Source organism: Streptomyces sp. NPDC000075 (assembly GCF_040301925.1).
In the GTDB taxonomy this organism is placed as follows: domain Bacteria; phylum Actinomycetota; class Actinomycetes; order Streptomycetales; family Streptomycetaceae; genus Streptomyces; species Streptomyces polychromogenes.
Genome location: NZ_JBEPFL010000004.1, coordinates 51815 through 74441 on the forward strand (window position 1 = coordinate 51815; position 22627 = coordinate 74441).

Sequence of the window (22627 nt, forward strand, 5' to 3'; positions counted from 1 at the left end):
CGGGGCGCGGCCGATGGGTAACGACACGTCGCAGAGAGGAAGATTCTCCGCACTTCAGGCGGGAAGTGATCATTCCAGCGATCACCCGCGTCTCAGGGGGTTTTCATGGCAGCCAGGCCTCTCGTCGCCCGCCAGCCGAACGAACGGTTGCAGGCGCTCATCCAGGAAGCCGGGTGCTCCAATGCCGGGCTCGCCCGGCGCGTCAACATGTGCGGGGCCGAGCACGGCCTCGATCTCCGCTACGACAAGACCTCCGTGGCCCGCTGGCTGCGCGGTCAGCAGCCGCGCGGCCGGGCGCCCGGCATCATCGCCGAGGCGCTGGGGCGCAAACTCGGCCGGACCGTCACCATCGACGAGATCGGCATGGCCAACGGCAAGAACCTCGCCTCCGGGGTCGGCCTGCAGTTCTCCCCGACCGTCGTCGGCGCCATCGAGCAGGTCTGCGAGCTGTGGCGCAGCGACGTCGGGCGCCGGGACTTCCTCTCCGGGTCGAGCGTGGCCGCCTCCGCGCTCGTGGAACCCAGCCGCGACTGGCTGATCACCGGGGCCGACCCGCAGGTGGCGCGCAACGGCGGCTCGCGCGTCGGGATGTCCGACGTGGAGGCCGTACGGGCCACCACGGAGGCGCTGACCGACCTCGATCACCGCTTCGGCAGCGGGCACGTGCGGCCCGTGGTCGTCCACTACCTCAACTCCGTCGTCTCCGGGCTGATCGGGGGCTCGTACCGGGAGCCGGTCGGGCGGGCCCTGTTCGCGGCGGTGGCCCGGCTCACCGAACTCGCCGGGTACATGGCGGTGGACACCGGCCAGCCGGGCCTGGCCCAGCGCTACTACATCCAGGCGCTGCGCATGGCCCAGGCGGCGGGCGACCGTGCGTACGGGGGCTACGTGCTGGCGGCGTCGATGAGCCACCTCGCGGCCGAGCTGGGCAACCCGAGAGAGATCGCCCAGCTGGCGCGGGCCGCGCAGGAGGGCACGCGCGGGCAGGTCACCCCGCGGGTGGAGGCGATGTTCTACGCGGCGGAGGCGCGCGGGCACGCGCTGCTCGGCGACGCCCGGTCCACGGCGGTGCTGTCGGGGCGGGCGGTGACGGCGCTGGAGCGGGCCGAGCCGGAGTCGGGGGACGATCCGGTGTGGATCCGCCACTTCGACCAGGCCTATCTCGCGGACGAGCTCGCCCACTGCCACCGCGACCTCGGCCAGGCCGACGCGGCGGGCCGGCGGGCGGAGGAGGCGCTGCGCGGGCTTCCCGTGACGAAGGCCCGACGGCGGGCGATCGGCCTGCTGCTGCTGGCGTCGGCGCAGGTCCAGCAGCGGGAGGTGGAGCAGGCCTGCCAGACCGCCGCGAAGGCCGCCGACCTGCTGGGATCGCTGCGCTCGCGGCGGGGCGCGGAGTACCTGGACGACTTCCGGGCGCGGCTGGAGCCGTACCGGGAGGAACCGGCCGTGAGGGAGTTCGGGGCGAGGCTGGAGGTACAGGTGGCCTGACGTCGCCACGCCGTGACCGGGTAGCGTGACCCGACGGCTGCGCGGATCCCCACGAGCGCGGACGTCGGAGAAGGCGAGAAGGAGTCCCGGTGACGGAGAACGGACAAGGGGGCGTCCCCCAGCCCGGGGCGCCGCAGGCCGGGCAGCCGTGGGCCGTGCCCGCGTACGGTACGCCGCAGCCGCAGGGGTACGACCAGCCGTCGTACGAGCAGCAGGGCGGGCCGGTGGAGCCCGCCTACGTCCCGCCGCCGGAGCCCGGCGGCCCGGCGTACGGCTACCCGCAGACCGGCCCCGGCTACGAGGGTCCGGGCGCCCCCCACGGCTACGGCTACCCGCCGCCGTCCGCCGCCGCCCCGTACGTCCCGCCGGTCCCGGGCGGCGACGAGGCGTACGCGGCCACGCAGTACGTGCCCCAGGTGTCCGCCGCCGCACCCGCGCCCCCGTTCGCCCCGGGGGCCCTGGTGGCGGGGGCCGAGACCCAGGTCGTGCCGACGCTGACGGGTACCCCGGCGGGGGGCCCGCCCCCGCCCCCGTACCCCGGCCAGACCTCGGGCGCACACCCGTCCGGCTCCCCGGCGCAGTACGCGGCGCCGGTCCCGGCGGGTGGTGTGGCGGACGCGGCGACGCAGTACATTCCGCCGGTCCAGGCGGGTGGTGTGGCGGACGCGGCGACGCAGTACATTCCGCCGGTCCAGGCGGGTGGTGTGGCGGACGCGGCGACGCAGTACATCCCGCCTGTCCCGGCGGGCGGTGTGGCGGATGCCGCGACGCAGTACATTCCGCCGGTCCAGGCGGGTGGTGTGGCGGATGCCGCCACGCAGTACATCCCGCCGGTCCCGGCGGGTGGTGTGGGGGACGCGGCGACGCAGTACATCCCGCCCGTTCCGGCCGCTCCCGGTGGTGGTGCGGACGAGGCCGCCACGCAGTACATCCCGCCCGTTCCCGCCGGTTCCGGCCCCGGGGCCGGGGCGGCCGGTGGGGGTGAGGGGTTCGACGGGCTGTTCCGGGACGCCGGCGCCGACATGGCCGCCGGGCACACGCAGCAGCTGCCGCCCGTCACCGAGCCGGTGGCCCGGCGGACGCCGCCGCCCGCCGAGCCGCAGCGGCGCGGCCCGCGCCGACCGCAGCCGCAGCCCCAGCCGCAGTTCGCGCCCCCGCCGCAGCAGTTCCAGGCCCCGCCCCCGCCGGCGCCCGCGCGCCGGATCCCGCCCGCCGTGATCGCCGCCGCGGTCTTCGGGCTGGCCGTGGCCGGGCTCGGGGTGGGCGCGCTGCTCAGCGACGGCAAGGCGCAGAACAACGACCCCGCCGCCGTGCCCCCGAAGGCCGACGGGTCCACCGCCGCCGACGCGCCGGGCGGCTCCGCGCCCGTGGACCCGGCCCGTCCGCAGGCCGTCCAGCTGGACAAGCTGCTCGCGGACGCCAACGACAGCCGGACCGTGGTGATCAAGGCCGTGGACGACATCAAGGACTGCAAGAACCTCGGCCAGGCCGCCCAGGACCTCCGCGACGCGGCCCGCAGCCGCGACGAGCTGGTCACCCGGCTCTCGGACCTCAAGATCGACCTGCTGCCGAACCACGCCCGGCTCTCGGCCGCCCTCACCAAGGCCTGGAACGCCTCGGCGGACGCCGACAACAGCTACGCGGACTGGGCGGACGACGCCGGACACGACAAGGGCGGCTGCAAGGACGGCAAGGCCAAGCAGACCGACGACGCCGCCGACGGCAACAAGTCGAGCGGCGAGGCCACCAAGGCGAAGGAGTCGGCGGCGACCATGTGGAACACGATCGCCGCCAAGTACGGACTCACCCGGCGCGACAAGACGCAGCTGTAGCGGCTACGCCGAGCGCGGGGCGGACTCCATCGTCGCGGTCATGTCCACGTCCTGCTCGCCGAGCTGTGCGACGAGCCTGCCCTGCTGGACGACCTGGAAGCTGACCCGGCCGTTGACCAGCCGCGGGAAGCCCGCCACCGCCCGCATGTCCTGGTAGCGCCAGCTCAGCTCCGGCGTGAGGTTGCCGGTGGAGATGCCCGAGGCCTCGTTGAGGGTCCGGGCCAGCTTGCGGCCCGTGATCTCCTCGCCGTCCTTGAACTTCTGGACCACCTGGTTGAGGACCGTGTACGCGATCCAGGTGGTCTGGGCCCCGCTGTCGTCGGCCTCGACGGTGTCGTCGCCGAAGGCCTGGTCGCTGATCACCTTCCGCATCGGTGCCCACAGCGGGTCGGTGGAGACGGGGTACCAGCTGGTGACGTACGCGCCCTCGAAGGGGCTCTCCTTGCCGCCGGTGCGGTCGACCAGCGCCTGGCTGACGCTGCCGAGGACGGAGGAGATCTGCGGGTTCCGGTGGGCGGTGGAGTCGGCGCGGCGGAAGGCGTCGAAGAAGGTCTCGGTGCGCTCGCCGAGCACGGCCGTGACACAGCTCTTCGACGACGACGACGACGATGACGATGACGATGACGACAACGAGGAGGCGGCGGCGGACGGGGCGGGCGAGGACGGGCCCTTGGCGGCGCCGGACGGCGACGTGGAGGGGCCGGGGGTGGTCGCCGCCCTGGCGCCCGCCGTACCGTCGCCCTTCGCCGCGCCCCCGCTCGTGCTCATGTCGGCGAGGGCCTCACGGGCCTGCGGCGTCAGGTCCGCGGCGTCCTCGGCCGCCCGGATGTCGGCGGCCTCCGGCGTTCCGCTGGCCTTCAGCCCCGCGTTCAACAGCACCGGCAGGGTGTCCCCGGCGAGGGTGTCCGGGCGGACCAGGGACACCTGGGAGCAGGCCTTGCCGAGCTGGTGGCCGGCGCCGGCGAGCAGTGCGGGCTGGCCGCCGTTCACCGGGTAGGACAGGGTGCTCTGGAACTCCTCCGGGGAGACCCCGTAGCCCCCGATGAAGGGGATGCCCTCGGCCTCCAGCGGGGCCATGAAGGCGCGCCCGAACTGGCTGTACGAGCCGACGACGGCGACGGCCTTCTTGGCGATGGCCTCGCGGGCGCAGTCGGCGGCGCCGGTCGCGGTGTTCTTCTCGTTGCAGGTCAGGACGCGCAGTTTGCGGCCCTTGATGCCACCGTTGGCGTTGACCCAGCGTTCGTAGGCCTTGGCCATGCCCGGCATTCCGGGCATGTTGGTGGCTTTCGTTCCGATCGGTGCGAAGGTCATGACCGTGAGGGTGTCCCCGGATCCCCCCGGATTCCCGGGGAGCACCCCACACGCTGTGGTGAGACACGCACCCGTCGCTGCGGCAAGGAGCAGGCGGGACAAGGGTGTTGCGCGTCGGCATTTGGTCATGTCCCACGACCATTCCGCCACAGGGGTAACTGAGCGCTGAGGTGTACACAACATCCGGTGACGCCCAGGTGAACGGCCGGGGGCGGGGGGCGGATAGGTGCGTCAAGATCACATTTGTGGGGAACGTACGATCGAAAGCGTGACATTCGCCCAAGCTTCGAAGAACCCTTCCCGACGCGGCGGCCGCTCCTCCACCATGGGCGGCATGCCCCTCAACGACATGCCGTGGTGGCGCTGGCGCGGCAACGTGCGCTCGGCGCTGCACATGCTTTCCGACACCGCGTTCCAGCAGGAGGTCTGGCTCGCCGGCGCCGAAGGGTACGGGGACGTCACCGACGCCGTGTACCGGCTGGTCGAGGACACCTGGCTCGACAGCTGGTCCGCCGACAAGTACATCGGCACGATATTCCGCGACGCGCAGGAGGCGGCCCTCGTCGACCTCGCCGTCCTGCGGGTGCTGCGGATCCTGCACCAGGTCGGCCCCGACGCCCCCGTCGCCGCCTACCTGGACCACGAGGCCTGGCCCGAGGCGGTCCGGGCCGCGCGCGAGGCGCACGTGAGGATGTCCACCGCCGACGGGGAGGACCCGGACGACCGGCCCGCCTCCGTGGAAGTGCTGAAGATCCTCACGCGCGCGGTGTGAAAGGCTATGCCGTCATGAGCGACCCGCAGCCCGGGGCCCGGCCCCTGCCCCAGTACGTCCTGACCGTGTCCTGCCCCGACAAGCAGGGCATCGTGCACGCCGTGTCGAGTTACCTCTTCATGACCGGCTGCAACATCGTGGACAGCCAGCAGTTCGGAGACCGTGAGACCGGGCTCTTCTTCATGCGGGTGCACTTCGAGGCCGAGCCCGAGGTGACGCTGGACAAGCTCCGCGCCAGCTTCGCGGCCATCGGCGACAGCTTCCGGATGGACTGGCAGATCCACCGCTCGGACGAGCGCATGCGGATCGTGCTGATGGTCTCGAAGTTCGGCCACTGCCTGAACGACCTGCTGTTCCGCGCCAGCATCGGCGCGCTGCCGGTGGAGATCGCGGCGGTGGTCTCGAACCACACCGACTTCGCCGAGCTGGTCGGCTCGTACGACATCCCCTTCGTGCACATCCCGGTGACGAAGGAGACGAAGGCGGAGGCGGAGGCGCGGCTGCTGGAGCTGGTGCGGGCGGAGAACGTCGAGCTCGTCGTGCTGGCCCGCTACATGCAGGTGCTGTCGGACACCCTGTGCAAGGAGCTCAGCGGGCGGATCATCAACATCCACCACTCCTTCCTGCCGAGCTTCAAGGGCGCGAAGCCGTACCACCAGGCGCACGCGCGCGGTGTGAAGCTGATCGGCGCGACCGCGCACTACGTGACGGCCGACCTCGACGAGGGGCCGATCATCGAGCAGGAGGTCGAGCGGGTCGGGCACGAGGTCACGCCGGACCAGCTCGTCGCGATCGGACGGGACGTGGAGTGCCAGGCGCTGGCGCGGGCCGTGAAGTGGCACAGCGAGCACCGGGTGCTGCTGAACGGGACCCGGACGGTCGTCTTCGCGTAGCCCGCCGCGAGGGTGGGCGGGGTCGGGGCTGCCGCTGCGCGGTGCTGTTCCCCGCCCCGCCCTTTCTCCGTTTCCGCCCCAAGCGCCGGCGGGGCTGCACGATTCGCCTCAAACGCCGGCGGGGCTGATCAGGCGTCCGGGTCGACTCCGCAGTAGGCCGCGAAGGCCCTGAGGGTCTGCTCCTCGCCGATGCGGCCGTCGGCGCCGGCCAGGGCCGCCGCCACGTGGGCCGCCAGTTCCGGGGCGGTGCCCAGCACGCGCAGGACGCGGGCCGCCGTCTCCGGCGTCGCGCCCGTGCCGTCCTCGTCCGCCACCGCGACCACCGCCGCCAGGAACGGCCGGGCGATCTCCGCGAACCGTTCCGGGTTGTCCCGCAGCCGCTTCGCCGCCCCGGTCACGAACTCCTCGCGGGACACGCGCTGGTCCCCGTCCACGTCGGCGATCCCGGCCATCCCCTGCCAGAACGCCTCGGCACCGGCGAAGACGGCCTGACCCTTGTCCGAGCGTGCGGTGACACCGAATTCGGCCAGCACGGCCTTCGCCGCCGTACTGAAGTCCTCGCGGTCGATGTAGCCGGAACCGTCCTGGTCGAAGGTGGCGAATCGGGAGGCGATCTTGCGCTCGTACTCTGCGCTGTCCATATTCGGCGTTCCGCCTTCACATGTGCGTCGGGGTAAACCTGCGGTGCAGATCAAGACAGGCAGGAGCGTAAGGCCTCGATGGCCTGCGCGTTAAGCGAAGCGGGCAACGAGGTGGCCGCATCGAACCCGCGCACGGGGAGCGCGGCGGGGCGCGTACGTGTGTGCGGCTATCACGGACGTCCCCGTTCCGGGGGAGTTCCCCCAAAACAGGCGCGCTCCGGCCGGTGCCCACTACATTTGACGGGTCGACACACGGCTGGAGGCACCATGGCGAAGGACGTTCCACCGCGCTGGGACCGCCGCATGCAGCAGCGTCTCGCCCGTGGTGAGGCCGCCGCGCTCGGGGAGCTCTACGACCGTTTCGCCTCACTCGTGCACAGCCTCGCCCACCGGGTGCTCGGGGACGAGAAGGCCGCGGACCGCATCACGCGCGAGGTCTTCGGCTACATCTGGGAGAACCCCGACGCCTACGACCCCAAGCAGGGCTCCATGCGCTCCTGGGTCGCCCGGATCACCCAGGGCCAGGCCGTGGCCCGGCTGCGCCAGGCCGAACTGGGCCGGGGCTCGCGCGAGGAGCTCGAACAGAAGGTGCGCAGCGCCAACGCCGCCGCCCGCGCCGACTACATCGTCACCTCCATGCCCGCACCCCTGCGGGCCGCCCTGGAACTCGCGTACTTCAAGCGCCGCGACTACCGGCAGGCCGCCGCCGACCTGCAGATCAGTGAGGACGAGGCGCGGCGCCGGCTGCGCCTCGGGCTCCAGCTGCTGTCGACCGCCAACGTCCTCCCGAGGGAGGACACCGCCCCGCCCGGATACGGCCCACGCGGATACGGAACCACCCGATGACCGGACCCACCGATGACACCCCCGACGACGCGTACGAGCCCCCGGCGGCCGGATCCGCGCGGATACCGGGTCCCCGGGCGGCCGGTGACGACCTCGAAGCGCCCGCCGTCCTGCCGCCCGCGCCGCCCTCGCACGCGGTACTGAAGTCCCTGCTCGGGGCGTGGGCGCTGGCCGCCTGCTCCGCCGAGGAGACCCAGGCCGTCGAGGACCACCTCACCGAGTGCGCGCCCTGCGCCGAGGAGGCGCTGCGGCTGCGCGACGCGGTCGGGCTGCTGCACCCGGAGGAGAGCCTCGACCTGAAGCCGCTGCTGCGCTCGCGGGTGCTGGAGGACTGCCTGGGCAAGCGCCCGGCGCGCATCCCCGTACCCGTGTGGGCGAACCCGTACGACACCGAGACCGCACGGCTGGACGCCCTGCTGCGGGACTTCGGGGAGTCGGAGTGGGACACCCCGGTGCGGCTCAAATGGTTCGAGGAGGAGCGCCGGCGCAGCCACCACACCACGGTGGCCGGGGTGATCGGCCACCTGCTCACGGTCGACGGGCTCGTCGCCACCGCGCTGGGTCTGGACGACCCCCTCGGACCGCAGGCCCCGCCGGGCGGTCCCACCGGCCGTACCGAGCACTTCTGGAACTCGGCCGGCTCCCCGGCGTCGCGGAAGGTCCGCGAACCCTGGCGGGAGCAGGGGCACACCCTGGTCCGTACGGTCTCCTTCGCGGGCCGGGGCGTGGCCGAACTGGCCGTGGACTACGGGGCCTTCACGCTGCCGCTCGGGGACGCCTTCCTGGAGCGGGCCTTCGAGTGCTGGGTGCACGCCTGGGACATCGCGGAGGCGGTGGACTACCCGTACGAGCCGCCGTCCGGCCCGCACCTGCACCGCATGATCGACCTCGCGGCGCGGCTGCTGCCCGGCGCCCTGGCCGGCCGCCGCCGCTCGGGGCTGGCGGCCCCGGCGCGCGGGCTGGTCGCGGCGGGGGCTCCGGGGCGCACCCTGCACCTGGAGATCGAGGGCGCGGGCGGGGGCGGCTGGGACATCGCCCTGGACTCCCCGGCGGCGAAACCCTCGCGGGACCACACGGTGGCGGAGGTCGCGCTGGACGGCCTGGAGTTCTGCCAGCTGGCGGCCGGGCACATCTCCCCGGAGGAGGCCGCCGTCGGCCAGACCGGCGACCGGGAGGCGATCCGCGACGTCCTCTTCGCGGCGGCCTCGCTGAGCCGGCTGTAGCGCGACGCGCGTACGCGGCTCCGGGGGTCCGGAGCCGCCCACCGGCGCCGGGGATCAGGAGTAGCGCTCGCGCAGGCGGTACTTGAGGACCTTGCGCAGGGCGTCGTTGCGGGGCAGGGCGTCGACCAGTTCCAGCTGTTCGGGCAGCTTGTGCGGGGACAGGCCCTGGGCGCGGAGGTGGGCGGTGATCTGGGGGAGGGTCAGCGGGGCGGCTCCCGGCGGCTGCTCGACCACCGCGCAGACGCGCTCGCCGCGCTCCTCGTCGGGGAGGCCGATGACGGCCACGTCGCCGACGCCGGGGAGCAGGTGGAGCAGGTCCTCGACCTCCTTCGCCGAGATGTTCTCGCCCTTGCGGATGATCACGTCCTTGCTGCGTCCGGTGAGGACGAGGTGGCCGGAGGGGGTCAGGTGTCCGAGGTCGCCGGTGATCAGGTAGCCGTCGGCGTCGAAGACGTCCGGGGCGTCCTTCTGGTTCAGGTAGCCCCGGCAGACCGCCTCGCCGCGCAGCCGCACCTCGCCGTCGGTGCCGGCGGGCAGGGGGGTGCCGTCGGGGGCGGTGATGCGGATGGACATGCCCTCCGGGGGGCGGCCCTCGGTGGTGGCGAGGTTCTCCGGGGTGTCGTCCGGGGAGCCCATGGTGATCATCGGGACCTCGGTCATGCCGTACCCGTGGGTGAGCTGGCAGCCCAGCTCGCGCACCACCGCGTGGTAGATCTCCGGCGGCTTGGGGGCGCCGCCGCCCGCGAGCAGGCGCAGGCTCGGGAGGAGGGGCGTGGCGGGGTCCTTGCGCTGCTCGGTGAGGAACATGGAGTAGAAGGCGGTGGAGCCGCCCGCGATGGTGACCCGGTGGCGGCGGAAGCCGTCCAGTGCGCCGGGCATCGCGAACTTCTCGAAGAGCACCGCCGGGAACCCGTACAGCAGCAGCATCACCGTGTAGTCGGGCCCGGCTATGTGCGCGTACGGGAAGGCCATGGAGCCGACGTCGGACGGGCTCAGGCGCAGGGCGTGGGCCAGGCAGGAGCCGCCCGCGATCAGGGAGCGGTCGGTGTGCAGGACGCCCTTGGGGTCGGAGGTGGTGCCGGAGGTCCAGTAGATCCAGCGGACGGCGGTGCCGTCGGCGGGCGGCGGGGGCAGGACGGCGGGGTCGCCGTCGGGCAGGTCCTCGTACGCCTCGAAGACCCCGCGCGCGCCGAGGCGGGCGGCCATGGCGGTGTGGTCGAAGCCGCGCCAGGTGCCGGGGACGGCGAAGAACTCCGCGCCGGACTCGCGGAGCGCGAAGCCGGCCTCGCGGTCGCGGTAGAAGGGGATGACGGGGGACTGGACGGCGCCGAGGCGGGCGAGGGCGGCTGACAGCAGGACCGTCTCGATGCGGGTCGGGAGCTGCCAGGCGACGACGGTGCCGGGGCGGACGCCCATGCCGTACAGGCCGGCGGCGACGCGTTCGGCGCGGTCGCGCAGGGCGCCGAAGGTGAGGGTGCGGTCGGTGGGCCCCTGCGCTCCGGCGGGCCGTTCGGCGGCCTCGATGAGGACCGGTGCGCCGGGGGTGAGGCCGGCGCGGCGGGCGATCAGTTCCCAGAGGGTGCGGGAGCGGCCGAGTTCCGTGGCGACGGCCTTGGCCGCGTCGTCCGCTGTCGTCATCCCGGACCTCCCCTGGGCGTGCCGGCCCGCAGCCAGCTGACGGTGAGTCAGATCAAGGGCAGAGCGTAGGGCTCCGGCGCTTGTCGGTCCAGGGGTGGCGGGGCTAGCTTGTTTCTGACGATCCATCAGATTGGGGAGCCCGCATGGCACTGGAACTGCCTCGGATCATCAGCGTCGACGACCACGTGATCGAGCCCGCCCACCTCTTCGACGTGTGGCTGCCCGCGAAGTACCGCGACCGCGGACCCAAGCCCCTGACCGCCGGGATCGGCGAGCTGGAGTACACCGGCGGCAAGTACGTGATCTCCATGGACCCCGACGGCCCGCCGACGGACTGGTGGATCTACGAGGACCTCAAGTTCCCGTACAAGCGCAACATCGCCGCCGTCGGCTTCGACCGCGACGACATGACCCTGGAGGGCATCACCCGCGAGGAGATGCGGCGCGGCTGCTGGGACCCCAAGGCCCGGCTCCTCGACATGGACCTCAACCACGTCGAGGCCTCCCTCTGCTTCCCCACCTTCCCCCGCTTCTGCGGCCAGACCTTCGCCGAGGCCCACGACAAGGAGGTCGCCCTCGCCTGCGTGCGCGCCTACAACGACTGGATGGTCGAGGAGTGGTGCGGCGACAGCGGCGGCCGGCTGATCCCGCTGTGCATCATCCCCCTGTGGGACATCGGCCTCGCCGTCGCCGAGATCCGCCGCAACGCCGCCCGCGGGGTGCGCGCCGTGACCTTCTCCGAGATCCCCACCCACCTGGGGCTGCCGTCCATCCACTCCGGCTACTGGGACCCCTTCTTCGCCGTCTGCCAGGAGACCGGCACCGTCGTGAACATGCACATCGGGTCCTCCTCCCAGATGCCCGCCGCCTCCCCCGACGCCCCGCCCGCCGTCCAGGCCTCCCTCAGCTTCAACAACGCCATGGCCTCGATGATGGACTTCCTCTTCAGCGGGGTGCTGGTGAAGTTCCCGGCGCTGAAGCTCGCCTACAGCGAGGGCCAGATGGGCTGGATCCCGTACGCCCTGGAGCGCGCGGACGACGTCTGGCGCGAGCACCGCGCCTGGGGCGGGGTCCGCGGCCTGATCCCCGAGCCGCCGTCCACGTACTACTACCGGCAGATCTACTGCTGCTTCTTCCGCGACAAGCACGGCATCGCCTCGCTGGACGTCGTCGGCCGCGACAACGCCACCTTCGAGACCGACTACCCGCACGTGGACTCGACCTTCCCGCACACCAAGGACGTCGCCCTCGACCACGTGAAGGGCCTGGACGACGAGACCGTCTACAAGCTGATGCGCGGCAACGCCATCCGCATGCTCGGCCTGTCCTTCGACGAGGACCGCTGATGGACCTGGCGTACTCGCAGGAGGAACGGGAGTTCCGGGCCCGGCTGCGCGAGTGGCTCGGCAAGGTGCTGCCCGAGCTGCCGCCCAGGCCCTCGCCCGACGACTGGCCCGGCCGCCGCGCGTACGACCTGGGCTGGCAGCGCCGGCTGTACGACGCCGGGTACGCGGGCCTGCACTGGCCCGTCGACGCCGGCGGGCGCGGGGCCACCCCGACCCAGCACCTGATCTTCCTGGAGGAGACCGAGCGCGCCGGCGCCCCGTACGTCGGCGCGAACTTCGTCGGGCTGCTGCACGCCGGCCCCACCATCGCCGCCGAGGGCACCCCCGCGCAGCGGGCGCGCTGGCTGCCGCCGGTGCTGCGCGGGGAGGAGGTGTGGTGCCAGGGGTTCAGCGAGCCGGGCGCCGGTTCCGACCTGGCGTCGCTGCGGACGAGGGCGGTGCTGGACGGGGACGCGTACGTGGTCACCGGCTCCAAGATCTGGACCTCGCACGCCGAGGTCGCCGACTGGTGCGAACTGCTGGTGCGCACCGACCCGGCCGCGCCCCGGCACAAGGGGATCTCCTGGCTGGCCCTGCCGATGGACGCGCCCGGCGTCACGGTGCGGCCGCTGCGCACCCTCGCCGGTTCGGCCGAGTTCGCGGAGGTGTTCCTCGACGAGGTCCGGGTGCCGGTCGCCAACCGGGTCGGCGCCGAGAACGACGGCTGGCGGGTCACGATGGTGACGCTGTCCTTCGAGCGGGGCACCGCCTTCGTCGGCGAGGTCGTCGCCTGCCGCCGCACGCTGGGCGCGCTGGCGCGGGCGGCGCGGGCGAACGGCCGCTGGGACGACCCGGTGCTGCGGCGCCGGCTGGGCCGGCTGTACGGGGAGTTCGGCGCGCTGTGGCGGCTCACGCAGTGGAACGTCAGCGAGGCCCAGGGCTCGGGCGGGGTCCCCGGCACCGGGGGCAGCGTCTTCAAGCTGGCCTACTCGCACGCGCGCCAGGAGCTGTACGACGCGGCGGCGGAGGTGCTGGGGGCGGACGCCCTGTCCCTGGAGGAGGAGTGGACGCCGGAGCGGCTCTCCTCGCTCTCGTACACGATCGCGGCCGGGACCTCCCAGATCCAGCGGAACATCGTCGCCGAGCGGATCCTCGGCCTGCCGAAGGGGCGGTGAGCGGAGGTGGACTTCCGGCTGACGGAGGACCAGCGGGACCTGCGGGCGGGCATCCGCGACCTGCTCGCGGGCCGGTACGGGCGGGAGGCGCTGCGGGAGTCGGTGTCCGCGGCCGAGGGTACGGCCGGCCGGGGCGGCGCGGCCGCGGGCCCGGGCGGCGGGGTCGTGGACCGGCGGCTGTGGCGGGAGCTGGGTGAGGCGGGGTTCTTCTCGCTGCGGCTCCCGGAGTCCGAGGGCGGGGTGGGGCTGGGCCTGCCGGAGGCGGTGCTGGTCTTCGAGGAGGCCGGGCGGGCGCTGCTGCCGGGGCCGCTGGTGGCGACGCACCTGGCGGCCGGAGTGGTCCCGGGGGCGGCGTCGGGCTCGGCGGTGGTGACGGCCTTCGACCTGGGCGGGCCGCTGGTGGCCCACCTGGGGGAGGCGGACGCGGTGCTCGGGGCGTCCGGGCTGCCCGCCGGTGAGCCGGTGCGCTCGGTGGACCCGCTGACCCCGCTGTGGCGGTGCGCCGGGGAGGTGCCCGCGCCGTCCGGGTTCCGGGAGGCGGGGGCGCTGCTGACGGCGGCGCTCCAGCTGGGCGGCGCGCTGCGGACGGTGGAGCTGGCGGTGCGCTACGCCGGGGAGCGCGAGCAGTTCGGACAGCCGATCGGGGGCTTCCAGGCGGTCAAGCACCTGTGCGCGGACATGCTGGTGCGCGCCGAGGTGGCCCGTACGGCGGTCTACGCGGCGGCGGTGACGGCCGATCCGGCCGAGATCGCCGGGGCGAAGCTCCTCGCGGACGAGGCGGCGGTGCGGGGCGCCCGGGACTGCCTTCAGGTCCACGGCGGCATGGGCTTCACCTGGGAGGCGGACGTGCACCTGCACCTGAAGCGGGCCTGGGTGCGGGCCGAGCAGTGGCGGACGGTGGCGCAGGCGGAGGAACTCCTGGCCACCCGCCTGGCGGAGGAGGCCGGCGCGTTGGCTGACTGACTGTTACGGGAGGGACGACGCGGGACTCATGTCCGATTACGGAGAGTTGATATCGGTTTGTGTCCTTCGCCTGCCCCGATGCGGCCCGGGGGCGGGGGTGCGTCACGATACGCTCCCATGATGCGAGTGGTTGAGCGGCGGGAGCGCCGCACAGTATGCACCACACCTACTCCTTCGCGCTGGAATATGCCCGAAGCGCTTGTTGCGGTGACTGTACGTCAACCATGCTGCTCGGCACGGGGATCACAGTCGGTGATCCCGTCCTGTCGCGAGGCGAAGTGTCCGCCGGTTCGGATGGTGTGAGCGGTGCAGGTGCTTCAGGTACAGCTGGAGGTAGGACCGGACCCCGCCGAGGTCGGCCGGGCGCGGCGCTGGGCGCGGTCCCGGCTGGCGGGGTCGGGCATGGGGGACGACGAGCCGCTCGCGGAGACGCTGATCCTGCTCATCTCCGAGCTGGTCACGAACGCGGTCGTGCACACGGGCTGTCCGGCCGTGCTGCGGATGCTCCTCGGGGGTCCGCGCGTGCGCGTGGAGGTCGCCGACGCGAGCGATCGCGCCCCGGCCCGCCGGCAGGCCGGCGGTGAGGACACGGGCGGGCGCGGGCTGGAGCTGGTGGACGGCCTCGCGGACCGGTGGGGCTGGCAGCGTGAGGGCGCGGGCAAGCGGATCTGGTGCGAGATCGACCGGGCGGTGACACAGGCCCCGCCGGGCCCCTCGGCGGCTCCGAAAAAAGTCGTGCTGAAACGGGAACCGCGCGTGTACCTCTAACGAGGTGTTGACGGTTCGTCACCTGTTGATCACCCTGGTGGTGAGCGATTCGTCGCGAGGGGACGCCAAGGGTCCTGTGCCTTGACGAGTGCGGGTCGTGGGGTGGCGGCTGCCGTGCCGCGCTCGGGGTGCGCACGAACGCACGCCGCCACCCGCAGGTCCGGCGGCCGGCCGAAGGGCTTTCGCCGTCAGGGGGACGGGGCTCCCGCCCGCAGGGAGGCGGTGACGCGGACGGCGGCGCCCCGGGAGTTGAGCCAGTGTTCCAGGGCGGGGCCCGTCAGGGGGGCGGGGGCGCCCCCAGGGGCGGGGATGAGGGTGGCGGGGCCTGTGAGGGTGCCCTTCAGGCCCGTGACCGTCGTGGTGTCGTCCAGGGTGACCCCGAAGGTGTTCTCACCGAGTTCCGCGCCCGTGAGGTCCGCGCCGCGGAGGTCGGTGTCCAGGAGGGTCGCGCCCAGGAGGCGGGTGCCGCGCAGGCTCGCACCGCGGGCGTCGGCCCCGTGGAGGTCCGCGCGGGTGAGGTCGGCGCCGTCCAGGACCGTGCCGCGCAGGACGGCCCCGTCGAGGTCGGCCCGGACGAAGCGGGCGCCGGTGGCGTCGGCGTGCGCGAGCTCGGCGCCCTGGAGGTGGGAGCGGTGGAACTCCGTGCCGGTGAGACGGGCGCCCCTCAGGCCGGTCCCGCAGAAGAGGGAGGAGGAGAAGTCCGCCCCGCTCACGTCGGCGCCGCTCAGGTCGAGGGAGGAGAGGTCGACGCCGCCGGGCTTGCCCTCGGCCCCGTCCTCCACCCACTTCCACAGCCAGTCGGCCGCCTCCGGGTCGGCGGGCAGGAGCACCCGCCAGGGCAGGACGGCCGGCCGGCGGCGCCGGTACCAGGGGGCGGACGCCGGGTCGGCGCCGAGTTCCCCGCCGCCGTCGTCGACGGTGACGGCCCGGAAGCGGGCGTCGAGGGCCTCCAGACGGGGGTCGCCCTCCAGGTCGCGCAGGCCGTCCCGGGCCCTGAGGTCCTCGCGGTACATGTCGGCCCCGTACCAGCGCAGGGGCGGCCACCCCGCCTCCATCCGGCAGACCAGGTCGGCCCACGGCCACAGCCGCGGGCCGGTGTCCCGGGGCGCGAGGGGCAGGGCGCGGACCACCTCCGGCAGGCCGCGCACCGGGACGTGGGGGAGTGCCGCGACGCCGGCCTGTACGGCCGTGACGCGGAGCCCGGGGCGGTCCTCCCCGTCCAGGTCCTCGGTCCGCGCGTACGTCGATCCGCCCGCCGGGGTCAGGACCCGCATGATCCACGGCGGGGTCCCCGCCCCGGTCAGCACCGCCGTGCCCAGCTCCCGGGCCAGCGCCCGCGCGACGGTCTCCTCGGACGGCGGGTCCGGGACGGCGGGGCCGGCGTAGACGTGGAGGGCGCAGGCGATGTCCCCCGGGCCGAACCACTCGTACCCGCACTGGACCGGCGTGTCCCACCGCCAGCCGTCCGGCTCGCCCTCGGGCCCGGTCTCGACGGCCCCCTCGCCGATCGCGAACACCGCGCCGAGGGCCCGGGCGAGGGCCGCCGGCCGGGGGCGGGCGACGGTGAGGAACCCGTAGGCGCGGCCCGCCGTCACGCGATCCCGTACCGGGCGGCGATGCCGTCGAGGAGCAGGGCGAGGCCTTCCTCGAAGCCCTGGTCGTAGTCCTGGAAGAGGTCCGCGCCGGCCGCGGCGGCCAGGGGGTGCCCGGCGAGGCGTTCGGCGCGTTCGGCGACGTCGAAGCCCTCGCGGCGTTCGCCGGGGAGGGGTTCGACGCCCTGCTCCTCGGTGACGAAGCCGAGGGTGAAGAAGTACGCCGTGGTGGTGGCGCGGACGGCCTGCTGGAGGGTGAAGCCGGCCCCGGTGAGGGCGCGGAGGTTCGCCTCCATCTGGACGGCGTGCTCGGTGCCGGTGAAGCGGGAGCCGCTGAAGACCTTGGCGCCGTCGCGGTAGCGCAGCAGGGCGGTGCGCAGGCCGCGGTTGACGGCCAGGAGGCGGTCCTGCCAGGAGAGGCCGGGGGCGAGGGGGGAGTCCGCCGTCATGCGGCGGTACATCTCCGTGGCCATCTCGTCCAGGAGCTCCTGCTTGTTCTTGAAGTGCCAGTAGAGGGCGGGCGCCTGGACGTCCAGCTCCTTGGCGATGGCGCGGAGGCTGAGGCCGTCGAGACCGACCTCGTTGAGCAGGCGCAGGGAGGTGTCGACGGCCTGCGTCTTGTCGAGCTTGGGGGATCTGCGGGTAGCCACGCTTGACAGTTTAACAGCGTTAAGTGCATGGTTCCGGAGTCAGGAACTTAACACCGTTAAGGAGATCGTCATGGGTGTGCACGTGGACGTGCTGGTCGTCGGGGCCGGGGCTGCTGGGCTGACGCTCGGGGCCGACCTCGCCCGCAGGGGCGTACGGGCCCTCGTCGTGGAGCGGTCCGCGGGGCTGTTCCCCGGGTCGCGCGGCAAGGGGATCCAGCCCAGGACGCTGGAGGTCTTCGACGACCTGGGGGTGCTCGACGCGATCCTCGCGGCGGGCGGCCCGTACCCGACGCGGATGCTCTGGCAGGACGGGCGGCGGCTCGGCGAGCAGCGGATGTGGGACGAGGAGGACGTACAGGAGGGCTCGCCGTTCCACGAGCCCTGGATGGTCCCGCAGTGGCGCACCCAGGAGATCCTCTTCGCCCGCCTCACCGAGCTGGGCGGCTCGGTCGCCTTCGGCCGCGAGCTCGTCGGGCTCACGCAGGACGAGGACGGGGTGACGGCCGAGTTCGCCGCCGGGCCGCCCGTACGGGCCCGGTACGCGGTCGCCGCCGACGGCGGCCGGTCCACGGTGCGGCGCCTGCTCGGCATCGGGATGACGGGGGAGACGGTCGACCCGGACCCGGTCCTGGTGGCCGACGTGCGCATCACCGGCCTCGACCGCGACAACTGGCACGTCTTCCCGCCCGCCGAGGGCCAGGGCTTCCTCGCCCTGTGCCCGCTCGCCGGGACCGAGGACTTCCAGGTCGCCGCGCAGATGCCGGAGGGCGGCCCGGCGATCGACCTGTCCCTGGAGGGGCTGCGCGCGGTGATCGCCGCCCGGTCGCACCTGGACCCGGCCGATGTGACGGAGGTCCGCTGGGCCTCGGACTTCCGGCCCCGGGCGGCGATGGCCGACCGGTTCCGGGAAGGGCGCGTCTTCCTCGTCGGGGACGCCGCGCACGTGCACTCGCCGGCGGGCGGGCAGGGGCTGAACACGAGCGTGCAGGACGCCTACAACCTGGGCTGGAAGCTGGCGGCGGTGCTGAGCGGGACGGCGCGGGAGTCGCTGCTCGGCACGTACGAGGAGGAGCGGCTGCCCGTGGCCGCGGACGTGCTCGGCCTCTCGACGCGGATCCACCGGGGCGAGGCCCGCCGCGGCGCGGCCACGCGGCAGCTGGGCCTGGGCTACCGGGGCTCGTCCCTGGCGGTGGAGACGCGTACGGCCCTCCCCGCCGAGTCCCTGCGCGCCGGCGACCGGGCCCCGGACGGGGCGTGGGAGGGCGCCCGGCTCTTCGACGCCTTCCGGGGGCCGCACTGGACCCTGCTGCTGGTGGGCCCGGCGCCCGAGGCGTCCGTACGGGGCGCGCGGACGGTACGGATCCCGTCGTACGGCGCGTACGGGGACGGGGTGTTCCTCGTACGCCCCGACGGGTACGTGGGCTGGGCGGGGGAGACGGCCGAGGGGGCGGAGGAGTACGCGGCCCGGGTGGGGGCCGTGCGGGAGGTTGAGGGCAGGCCCTAGCGGCGCCAGAAGAGGTGGTGGGTCACCCCGCTCGGGCTGGGGACCACGTCCATGTGGAAGCGGTCGAGGAGTTCCTCGGGGGACTTCCACAGGCGGGAGCCCGCGCCGAGGTCCACCGGGGAGACGGCGACGTGGAGGGTGTCGACCAGGTGCGCGTCGAGGAACTCACGGATCGTGGACGGTCCCCCGCCGAGGCGGACGTCCTTGCCGTCGGCCGCCTCGAACGCCCGGGCCAGGACCGTGGCCGGGTCGGCGTCGGTGAAGTGGAAGGTGGTGTCGGAGAGGGTGAACGACGGGCGCAGGTGGTGGGTCATCACGAACACCGGGGTGTGGAACGGGGGCTCGTCGCCCCACCAGCCCTGCCAGTCGTGGTTCTGCCACGGGCCCCGGTGGGGGCTGAACTTGTTGGCGCCCATGATCTCCGCGCCGATGTTGCGGCCCCAGTCGCGGGTGAAGTAGTCGTCCAGGCCGCGGCTGCCGCCCGGCTCGGTGCGGTTGGGCCAGCTCGCCGTGGCGCCGGCCCAGGAGAACAGGACCCCCGGGTCGATCCCGTCGCCGAAGGGGCGTTCCAGGCGCTGGTTCTCGCCGGCGCCGTAGCCGTCCCGGGTGACGTTGATGTTGCAGGCCCGGAGGAGGGGGGCGGGGGTGGGGGTGGGCATGGGGTGCTCCTGTCGTCGTCGGCCGCTGGAGGTGAGACTGCCGGGGAGGGCGGAAGTCATCGGTGCGGGCCGGGGGCGACGCGCGGACATGCCGCCTTCGGCCTAATGGGGGCGGCCGGGCGTACGGGCGGCGCAGGCTGGGCCGGTGCGTGAGCGGTTCTCCGGAGTCTCCCGGCTCTCCCGGCCCTCCCGGCTCGGTGGTGTGGTGCGGGCCGAGTGGCCGGGGGCGGCGCGGATCGTGGTGAGCGTCGCCGTCGCGTGGCAGGCCGCGCTGTGGCTGGGGGCCGACCAGCCGCCGGTCTACGCGGCCGTGGTGCCGCTGGTGGCGCTGCGCGGGGATCCCGGTACGGCGCTGGGCGCGTCGGTGCAGCGGGCGCTCGGGGTGGTGGCCGGGGTGCTCATCGGGATCGGTGTGGTCAACGTGCTGCGGCTGTCGACCCTCGCGCTGGCGCTGGTGGTCGCCCTGGGGCTGGGCGCGGGGATGGTGCTGCGGGCCGGGGGCGGGCTGAACATCCAGGTCGCCGCGTCCTCACTGCTGGTCTTCGCCAACGACTCCCCGGACGCGTACGCGTTCCACCGGGTCTGGGAGACCGTCCTCGGCGGGGTCGTGACCGTCCTGCTGGCGCCGTGGCTGTGGCCGCCCGACCCCCACCGGGTGCTGGCCGTGATCGCCGAGGACTGCCGGCTGCGGGTGTCCCGGGCCCTGAACGGGACGGCGGCGGCGCTGGCGGCCGGGCCCGGAGCCGCCCGGGACAACCTCACGCTGGTGAGGGCCCACGTCGAAGCGGTGCATGCCGACGCCGCCCGGGCCCGCGAGGCCGAGCGGGCCATGCGGTTCAACCCCCTGCGGCGGCGGCACCGGGAGGCGGTGGCCCGGCAGGCCCGCTCCGTCTCCGTCGTGGACGGGGCCGCCCCGCACCTGACCACCCTGGCCCGGGAGGTCGCCGCCTTCGCCGGGCGGGAGGACCTCGCCGACGACGTCCGGCGCGCGGGGGCCCGGCTGCCCGGCCTGGCCTCGCTCACCGCGCGCGCCGTCGAGGACACCCTGGCCGGCACCGACCCCCGGCCCGCCGTCGCCGCAGCCCGCGCGGAACTCGCCGCCTACACCCGCGCCGACTCCCGCCCCCTCGCCGTCGCCCTGCGCCGCCCCTTCCAGCAGGTACTCGAAGACCTGGACCCCGCCCCCGGCCCACCGGGCGATGCCGGACGCGGGTAGGCCCCGGTGGCGCTCAGTGGGCGAAGGGGTCATCGGGATTCATCCTGGTGGTGATGGGCTGGAACGTGCCGTCCTGTTCGTAGAAGAACTGCTGCCCGCCGTTGCCCGAAGCCACCGTGAACTCCTTCTTGTCGTCCCGCCTCACCTCGGTCGTTCCGGAGACGCCGCCGCTCGACCACTCGATCGAGAGCGTGAACCGGTGCACGCCGGCCGAGGTGAAGGCGACGATGACGAAGTTCTCGGTATCGCTCTCCGACACCTGGACGGGGAAGCCGCGCACGCGCATCGTTCCCGCGTCGCTCTGGCCGTCCTTGAACTCGAGAGTGGGTTTCGGTTTGTCGAGGTTGGCCGCGAACCGGCTCATGTTGGCGTCACCGCAGGCGCCGTCGTACCTCAGGCGCAGGCCGGACTTCGGGAGGGGCCGGGTCTCCTGCGGTTCGACCGTGATGTTCTTCACCGTGACGGCGCGTGCGCTCTTTCCCTGCACGTGGAGGTGGATGATCGCGTAGTCGGCGGTGACGGCCTCGTGGGCGCTGCCGAACGCCTCCAGCCGCTTCCAGAACGCCGCTGACTGCTCCGCGGTTGTGACGTCCTTGTTGCGGCCCAGTTCGGCTGCCGCCTCATCCAGCGCGGGCGGCTTCAAGAAGACCATCCCGGCGCCACCGTCGCAGCTGTCCCAGGGGTTCACCTCGTCGACGGTGAACGCCAACGGCGCGGTGTCCGAAGCCTTGGAGTCAGCGGTCGAGGCCGGGCCGACCGCGTTGCCGGCTCCGCACACCGACCCGCCGGAGCACTCGTTCGTGGAACAGCCCGACAGCAGGAGATTGGCGCACAGGGCCAGCGCGGCGACGGTGCTGTGCGGCTTCATCTGCCGGCTTCCCTCGTAGGCATGTTCGAGTTGTCGCCGAAGTTGGTCTGGTTGTCGCGGCCGCACACGGCGTGGTTCCGGCACTCGTTCCTGTCTCCGCCGATCGTGTCCGTGGCCCACAGCGTGGCCAGCGTCCCGGCGATCGCGGCCAGGGTCGCCAGCGCCGCGAGCCAGACACGGCGCCGATCGCCACTGTTCATCGTCATCTCCCACCCCGCATCCCGAAGAGGAGCCCCCATCGTAGGGACGGGGAGGCCGCCCGTTCACCGCATGCCGAAAAGACCAGTGGAACGGGTGACCGGTGGGATCCGCAGGGGCGGGAGGGGTCTCAGAGCACCGCCACCGGGGCCACCGGGGTGCCCGTGCCGCCCACGAAGGGTTCCGGCATGGCCGACAGGAGGAAGGAGTGGCGGCCCGCTTCCGCACAGGCTGTGGACAGGGCTTCGAGGTTCCAGTTCTGGCCCTGGTGCATGCCCATCTCGACCAGGTGCAGCGCGTGCACCGGCAGCCAGAGGTTCTCGATCTCCGGGGGGAAGATCTCGAAGGTGAGGGTGTCGTTCGCGACGGCCGCCACGTCGCGGGCGTGGAACCACTGCGGGGTGCGGACCGACAGGCCGGGGGACGGGAAGCCGTAGCCGTGCTTGTCGCCGGCCAGGTAGACCTGGATCTGGCCGGTGCGGACGAGGACGACGTCCCCCGCGCGGACCGTGACCCCGCCGAACTCCTCCGCCTCCGCCAGGTCCTCCGGGGTGACGGCGTGGCCGCCCGGCAGACGGTCCAGGTTCTTGGCGCGGGCCACGTCGAGGAGGACCCCGCGCGAGACGATCGGGGCGGCCTTGTCGATGCCGCTGAACTGGGCGCGGGTGTGTGCGGTGATCGTGTCTGCCGGGCGGCCGTTGTAGATGCGGCCCGAGTGGGAGACGTGGGTCAGGGCGTCCCAGTGGGTGGCCGCCTGGAGGCCCATCGTCACGGCGTCGTCGCTGCAGGCCACCGTGCCCGGGCCGAAGAGCTCCTGGTTGATCTGGACCATGGTGTGCAGGGGGTTGACCCGGCCCGGGATCATCCCGGCCTGCACCCCGTCCTCCTTGAGCGGGAGCGCCAGGGGGATCCGGCGCCCCGTGCGGACCTCGGCGGCCGCCGCCCGTACGACGTCCTCGGTGATCAGGTTCAGGGTGCCGATCTCGTCGTCGGCGCCCCAGCGTCCCCAGTTGTTGACGCGCTCGGCGATGTCCTGGAACTCGGGGGGCATGGTCATGGACGCCA

21 protein-coding genes are annotated in these 22627 nt (G+C 73.6%); 12 read left to right on the forward strand and 9 right to left on the reverse strand.

The genetic code is table 11. From position 1 onward, the window contains the following. The first annotated feature begins 105 nt into the window (after nucleotides 1-105). Together ABT403_RS06165 and ABT403_RS06170 are read left to right on the forward strand one after the other, a co-directional pair. Nucleotides 106-1488 carry an NsdA family TPR-like regulatory protein gene (locus ABT403_RS06165; RefSeq protein ID WP_344162940.1) on the forward strand — a complete coding sequence of 461 codons (1383 nt, stop codon included), beginning with the start codon at nucleotides 106-108 and terminating at the stop codon, nucleotides 1486-1488. 89 nt (nucleotides 1489-1577) lie between these two features. Further along, nucleotides 1578-3320 carry a hypothetical protein gene (locus tag ABT403_RS06170; RefSeq protein ID WP_344162943.1) on the forward strand — a complete coding sequence of 581 codons (1743 nt, stop codon included), beginning with the start codon at nucleotides 1578-1580 and terminating at the stop codon, nucleotides 3318-3320. Nucleotides 3321-3323: 3 nt separating this feature from the next. Here the strand turns inward: ABT403_RS06170 and ABT403_RS06175 are convergent, their stop codons facing one another. Then, nucleotides 3324-4760: an ABC transporter substrate-binding protein gene (locus ABT403_RS06175; protein ID WP_344162946.1), complete on the reverse strand. Its 1437-nt coding sequence runs from the start codon at nucleotides 4758-4760 to the stop codon at nucleotides 3324-3326. Between the two features lie 196 nt (nucleotides 4761-4956). Here ABT403_RS06175 and ABT403_RS06180 point away from each other — a divergent pair, with 196 nt between their 5' ends. Together ABT403_RS06180 and purU are read left to right on the forward strand one after the other, a co-directional pair. Further along, the gene (locus tag ABT403_RS06180; protein ID WP_344165760.1) at nucleotides 4957-5403 is read left to right on the forward strand and encodes an SCO4402 family protein; all 447 of its coding nucleotides are present in this window, start codon (nucleotides 4957-4959) and stop codon (nucleotides 5401-5403) included. Nucleotides 5404-5417: 14 nt separating this feature from the next. Next, a complete protein-coding gene (purU, locus tag ABT403_RS06185) occupies nucleotides 5418-6296 on the forward strand; it encodes a formyltetrahydrofolate deformylase (protein WP_344162949.1) in 879 nt (292 codons plus the stop codon). Nucleotides 6297-6424: 128 nt separating this feature from the next. Here purU and ABT403_RS06190 read toward each other — a convergent pair whose 3' ends face one another. Further along, nucleotides 6425-6937: an EF-hand domain-containing protein gene (locus ABT403_RS06190; RefSeq protein WP_344162952.1), complete on the reverse strand. Its 513-nt coding sequence runs from the start codon at nucleotides 6935-6937 to the stop codon at nucleotides 6425-6427. Nucleotides 6938-7204: 267 nt separating this feature from the next. Between ABT403_RS06190 and ABT403_RS06195 the strand changes: the two genes are divergently transcribed. Together ABT403_RS06195 and ABT403_RS06200 are read left to right on the forward strand one after the other, a co-directional pair. Continuing rightward, nucleotides 7205-7783, forward strand: a complete 579-nt coding sequence (locus ABT403_RS06195) for a sigma-70 family RNA polymerase sigma factor (RefSeq protein ID WP_042816979.1) — start codon at nucleotides 7205-7207, stop codon at nucleotides 7781-7783. After that, the gene (locus ABT403_RS06200; RefSeq protein WP_344162956.1) at nucleotides 7780-9006 is read left to right on the forward strand and encodes a zf-HC2 domain-containing protein; all 1227 of its coding nucleotides are present in this window, start codon (nucleotides 7780-7782) and stop codon (nucleotides 9004-9006) included. The genes ABT403_RS06195 and ABT403_RS06200 overlap by 4 nt, the downstream gene beginning before the upstream one ends. A 54-nt stretch (nucleotides 9007-9060) precedes the next feature. On the opposite strand, the gene ABT403_RS06205 is transcribed toward ABT403_RS06200, so the two are convergent. Then, complete coding sequence (locus tag ABT403_RS06205; protein WP_344162959.1) at nucleotides 9061-10644, reverse strand: AMP-binding protein; 1584 nt, start codon at nucleotides 10642-10644, stop codon at nucleotides 9061-9063. A 143-nt stretch (nucleotides 10645-10787) separates the two neighbouring features. Between ABT403_RS06205 and ABT403_RS06210 the strand changes: the two genes are divergently transcribed. The 4 genes from ABT403_RS06210 (at nucleotide 10788) to ABT403_RS06225 (ending at nucleotide 14875) form a co-directional block, all read left to right on the forward strand. Further along, the gene (locus ABT403_RS06210) at nucleotides 10788-11990 is read left to right on the forward strand and encodes an amidohydrolase family protein (protein ID WP_344162962.1); all 1203 of its coding nucleotides are present in this window, start codon (nucleotides 10788-10790) and stop codon (nucleotides 11988-11990) included. Continuing rightward, nucleotides 11990-13144 carry an acyl-CoA dehydrogenase family protein gene (locus ABT403_RS06215; protein ID WP_344162965.1) on the forward strand — a complete coding sequence of 385 codons (1155 nt, stop codon included), beginning with the start codon at nucleotides 11990-11992 and terminating at the stop codon, nucleotides 13142-13144. Before ABT403_RS06210 ends, ABT403_RS06215 begins: the two co-directional genes overlap by 1 nt. 6 nt (nucleotides 13145-13150) lie before the next feature. Beyond that, nucleotides 13151-14107, forward strand: a complete 957-nt coding sequence (locus ABT403_RS06220) for an acyl-CoA dehydrogenase family protein (protein WP_344162968.1) — start codon at nucleotides 13151-13153, stop codon at nucleotides 14105-14107. A 306-nt stretch (nucleotides 14108-14413) separates the two neighbouring features. Continuing rightward, nucleotides 14414-14875 carry an ATP-binding protein gene (locus ABT403_RS06225; RefSeq protein ID WP_344162971.1) on the forward strand — a complete coding sequence of 154 codons (462 nt, stop codon included), beginning with the start codon at nucleotides 14414-14416 and terminating at the stop codon, nucleotides 14873-14875. 188 nt (nucleotides 14876-15063) lie between these two features. Here ABT403_RS06225 and ABT403_RS06230 read toward each other — a convergent pair whose 3' ends face one another. Both ABT403_RS06230 and ABT403_RS06235 read right to left on the reverse strand, forming a co-directional pair. Continuing rightward, nucleotides 15064-16470, reverse strand: coding sequence for a pentapeptide repeat-containing protein (locus tag ABT403_RS06230; protein ID WP_344162974.1), 1407 nt, complete (start codon nucleotides 16468-16470; stop codon nucleotides 15064-15066). Next, the gene (locus ABT403_RS06235; protein WP_344162977.1) at nucleotides 16467-17117 is read right to left on the reverse strand and encodes a TetR/AcrR family transcriptional regulator C-terminal domain-containing protein; all 651 of its coding nucleotides are present in this window, start codon (nucleotides 17115-17117) and stop codon (nucleotides 16467-16469) included. The genes ABT403_RS06230 and ABT403_RS06235 overlap by 4 nt, the downstream gene beginning before the upstream one ends. Nucleotides 17118-17187: 70 nt before the next feature. On the opposite strand from ABT403_RS06235, the gene ABT403_RS06240 reads away from it, so the two are divergent. Beyond that, on the forward strand, nucleotides 17188-18621 hold the full coding sequence (locus ABT403_RS06240; RefSeq protein ID WP_344162980.1) for an FAD-dependent oxidoreductase: 1434 nt from the start codon (nucleotides 17188-17190) through the stop codon (nucleotides 18619-18621). On the opposite strand, the gene ABT403_RS06245 is transcribed toward ABT403_RS06240, so the two are convergent. Next, nucleotides 18618-19280, reverse strand: coding sequence for a dihydrofolate reductase family protein (locus ABT403_RS06245; protein WP_344162983.1), 663 nt, complete (start codon nucleotides 19278-19280; stop codon nucleotides 18618-18620). The two genes, ABT403_RS06240 and ABT403_RS06245, sit on opposite strands and share 4 nt — an antisense overlap. Before the next feature lie 145 nt (nucleotides 19281-19425). On the opposite strand from ABT403_RS06245, the gene ABT403_RS06250 reads away from it, so the two are divergent. Further along, a complete protein-coding gene (locus tag ABT403_RS06250; RefSeq protein ID WP_344162986.1) occupies nucleotides 19426-20496 on the forward strand; it encodes an FUSC family protein in 1071 nt (356 codons plus the stop codon). A 13-nt stretch (nucleotides 20497-20509) separates the two neighbouring features. On the opposite strand, the gene ABT403_RS06255 is transcribed toward ABT403_RS06250, so the two are convergent. From ABT403_RS06255 to ABT403_RS06265, 3 genes are all read right to left on the reverse strand, one after another. Next, nucleotides 20510-21364, reverse strand: coding sequence for a hypothetical protein (locus ABT403_RS06255; RefSeq protein WP_344162989.1), 855 nt, complete (start codon nucleotides 21362-21364; stop codon nucleotides 20510-20512). Then, nucleotides 21361-21564, reverse strand: coding sequence for a hypothetical protein (locus tag ABT403_RS06260; protein WP_344162991.1), 204 nt, complete (start codon nucleotides 21562-21564; stop codon nucleotides 21361-21363). Before ABT403_RS06260 ends, ABT403_RS06255 begins: the two co-directional genes overlap by 4 nt. Before the next feature lie 128 nt (nucleotides 21565-21692). After that, nucleotides 21693-22619: a cyclase family protein gene (locus ABT403_RS06265; protein WP_344162994.1), complete on the reverse strand. Its 927-nt coding sequence runs from the start codon at nucleotides 22617-22619 to the stop codon at nucleotides 21693-21695. Nucleotides 22620-22627 lie beyond the last annotated feature (8 nt).

Excerpts from the sequence above, each read along its gene's own strand:
- ABT403_RS06165 (WP_344162940.1), top strand. The coding sequence starts at position 106 with ATGGCAGCCAGGCCTCTCGTCGCCCGCCAGCCGAACGAACGGTTGCAG.
- ABT403_RS06175 (WP_344162946.1), bottom strand. The coding sequence starts at position 4,760 with ATGACCAAATGCCGACGCGCAACACCCTTGTCCCGCCTGCTCCTTGCC.
- ABT403_RS06180 (WP_344165760.1), top strand. The coding sequence starts at position 4,957 with ATGGGCGGCATGCCCCTCAACGACATGCCGTGGTGGCGCTGGCGCGGC.
- purU (WP_344162949.1), top strand. The coding sequence starts at position 5,418 with ATGAGCGACCCGCAGCCCGGGGCCCGGCCCCTGCCCCAGTACGTCCTG.
- ABT403_RS06190 (WP_344162952.1), bottom strand. The coding sequence starts at position 6,937 with ATGGACAGCGCAGAGTACGAGCGCAAGATCGCCTCCCGATTCGCCACC.
- ABT403_RS06195 (WP_042816979.1), top strand. The coding sequence starts at position 7,205 with ATGGCGAAGGACGTTCCACCGCGCTGGGACCGCCGCATGCAGCAGCGT.
- ABT403_RS06200 (WP_344162956.1), top strand. The coding sequence starts at position 7,780 with ATGACCGGACCCACCGATGACACCCCCGACGACGCGTACGAGCCCCCG.
- ABT403_RS06205 (WP_344162959.1), bottom strand. The coding sequence starts at position 10,644 with ATGACGACAGCGGACGACGCGGCCAAGGCCGTCGCCACGGAACTCGGC.
- ABT403_RS06210 (WP_344162962.1), top strand. The coding sequence starts at position 10,788 with ATGGCACTGGAACTGCCTCGGATCATCAGCGTCGACGACCACGTGATC.
- ABT403_RS06215 (WP_344162965.1), top strand. The coding sequence starts at position 11,990 with ATGGACCTGGCGTACTCGCAGGAGGAACGGGAGTTCCGGGCCCGGCTG.
- ABT403_RS06240 (WP_344162980.1), top strand. The coding sequence starts at position 17,188 with ATGGGTGTGCACGTGGACGTGCTGGTCGTCGGGGCCGGGGCTGCTGGG.
- ABT403_RS06245 (WP_344162983.1), bottom strand. The coding sequence starts at position 19,280 with ATGCCCACCCCCACCCCCGCCCCCCTCCTCCGGGCCTGCAACATCAAC.
- ABT403_RS06255 (WP_344162989.1), bottom strand. The coding sequence starts at position 21,364 with ATGAAGCCGCACAGCACCGTCGCCGCGCTGGCCCTGTGCGCCAATCTC.
- ABT403_RS06260 (WP_344162991.1), bottom strand. The coding sequence starts at position 21,564 with ATGAACAGTGGCGATCGGCGCCGTGTCTGGCTCGCGGCGCTGGCGACC.
- ABT403_RS06265 (WP_344162994.1), bottom strand. The coding sequence starts at position 22,619 with ATGACCATGCCCCCCGAGTTCCAGGACATCGCCGAGCGCGTCAACAAC.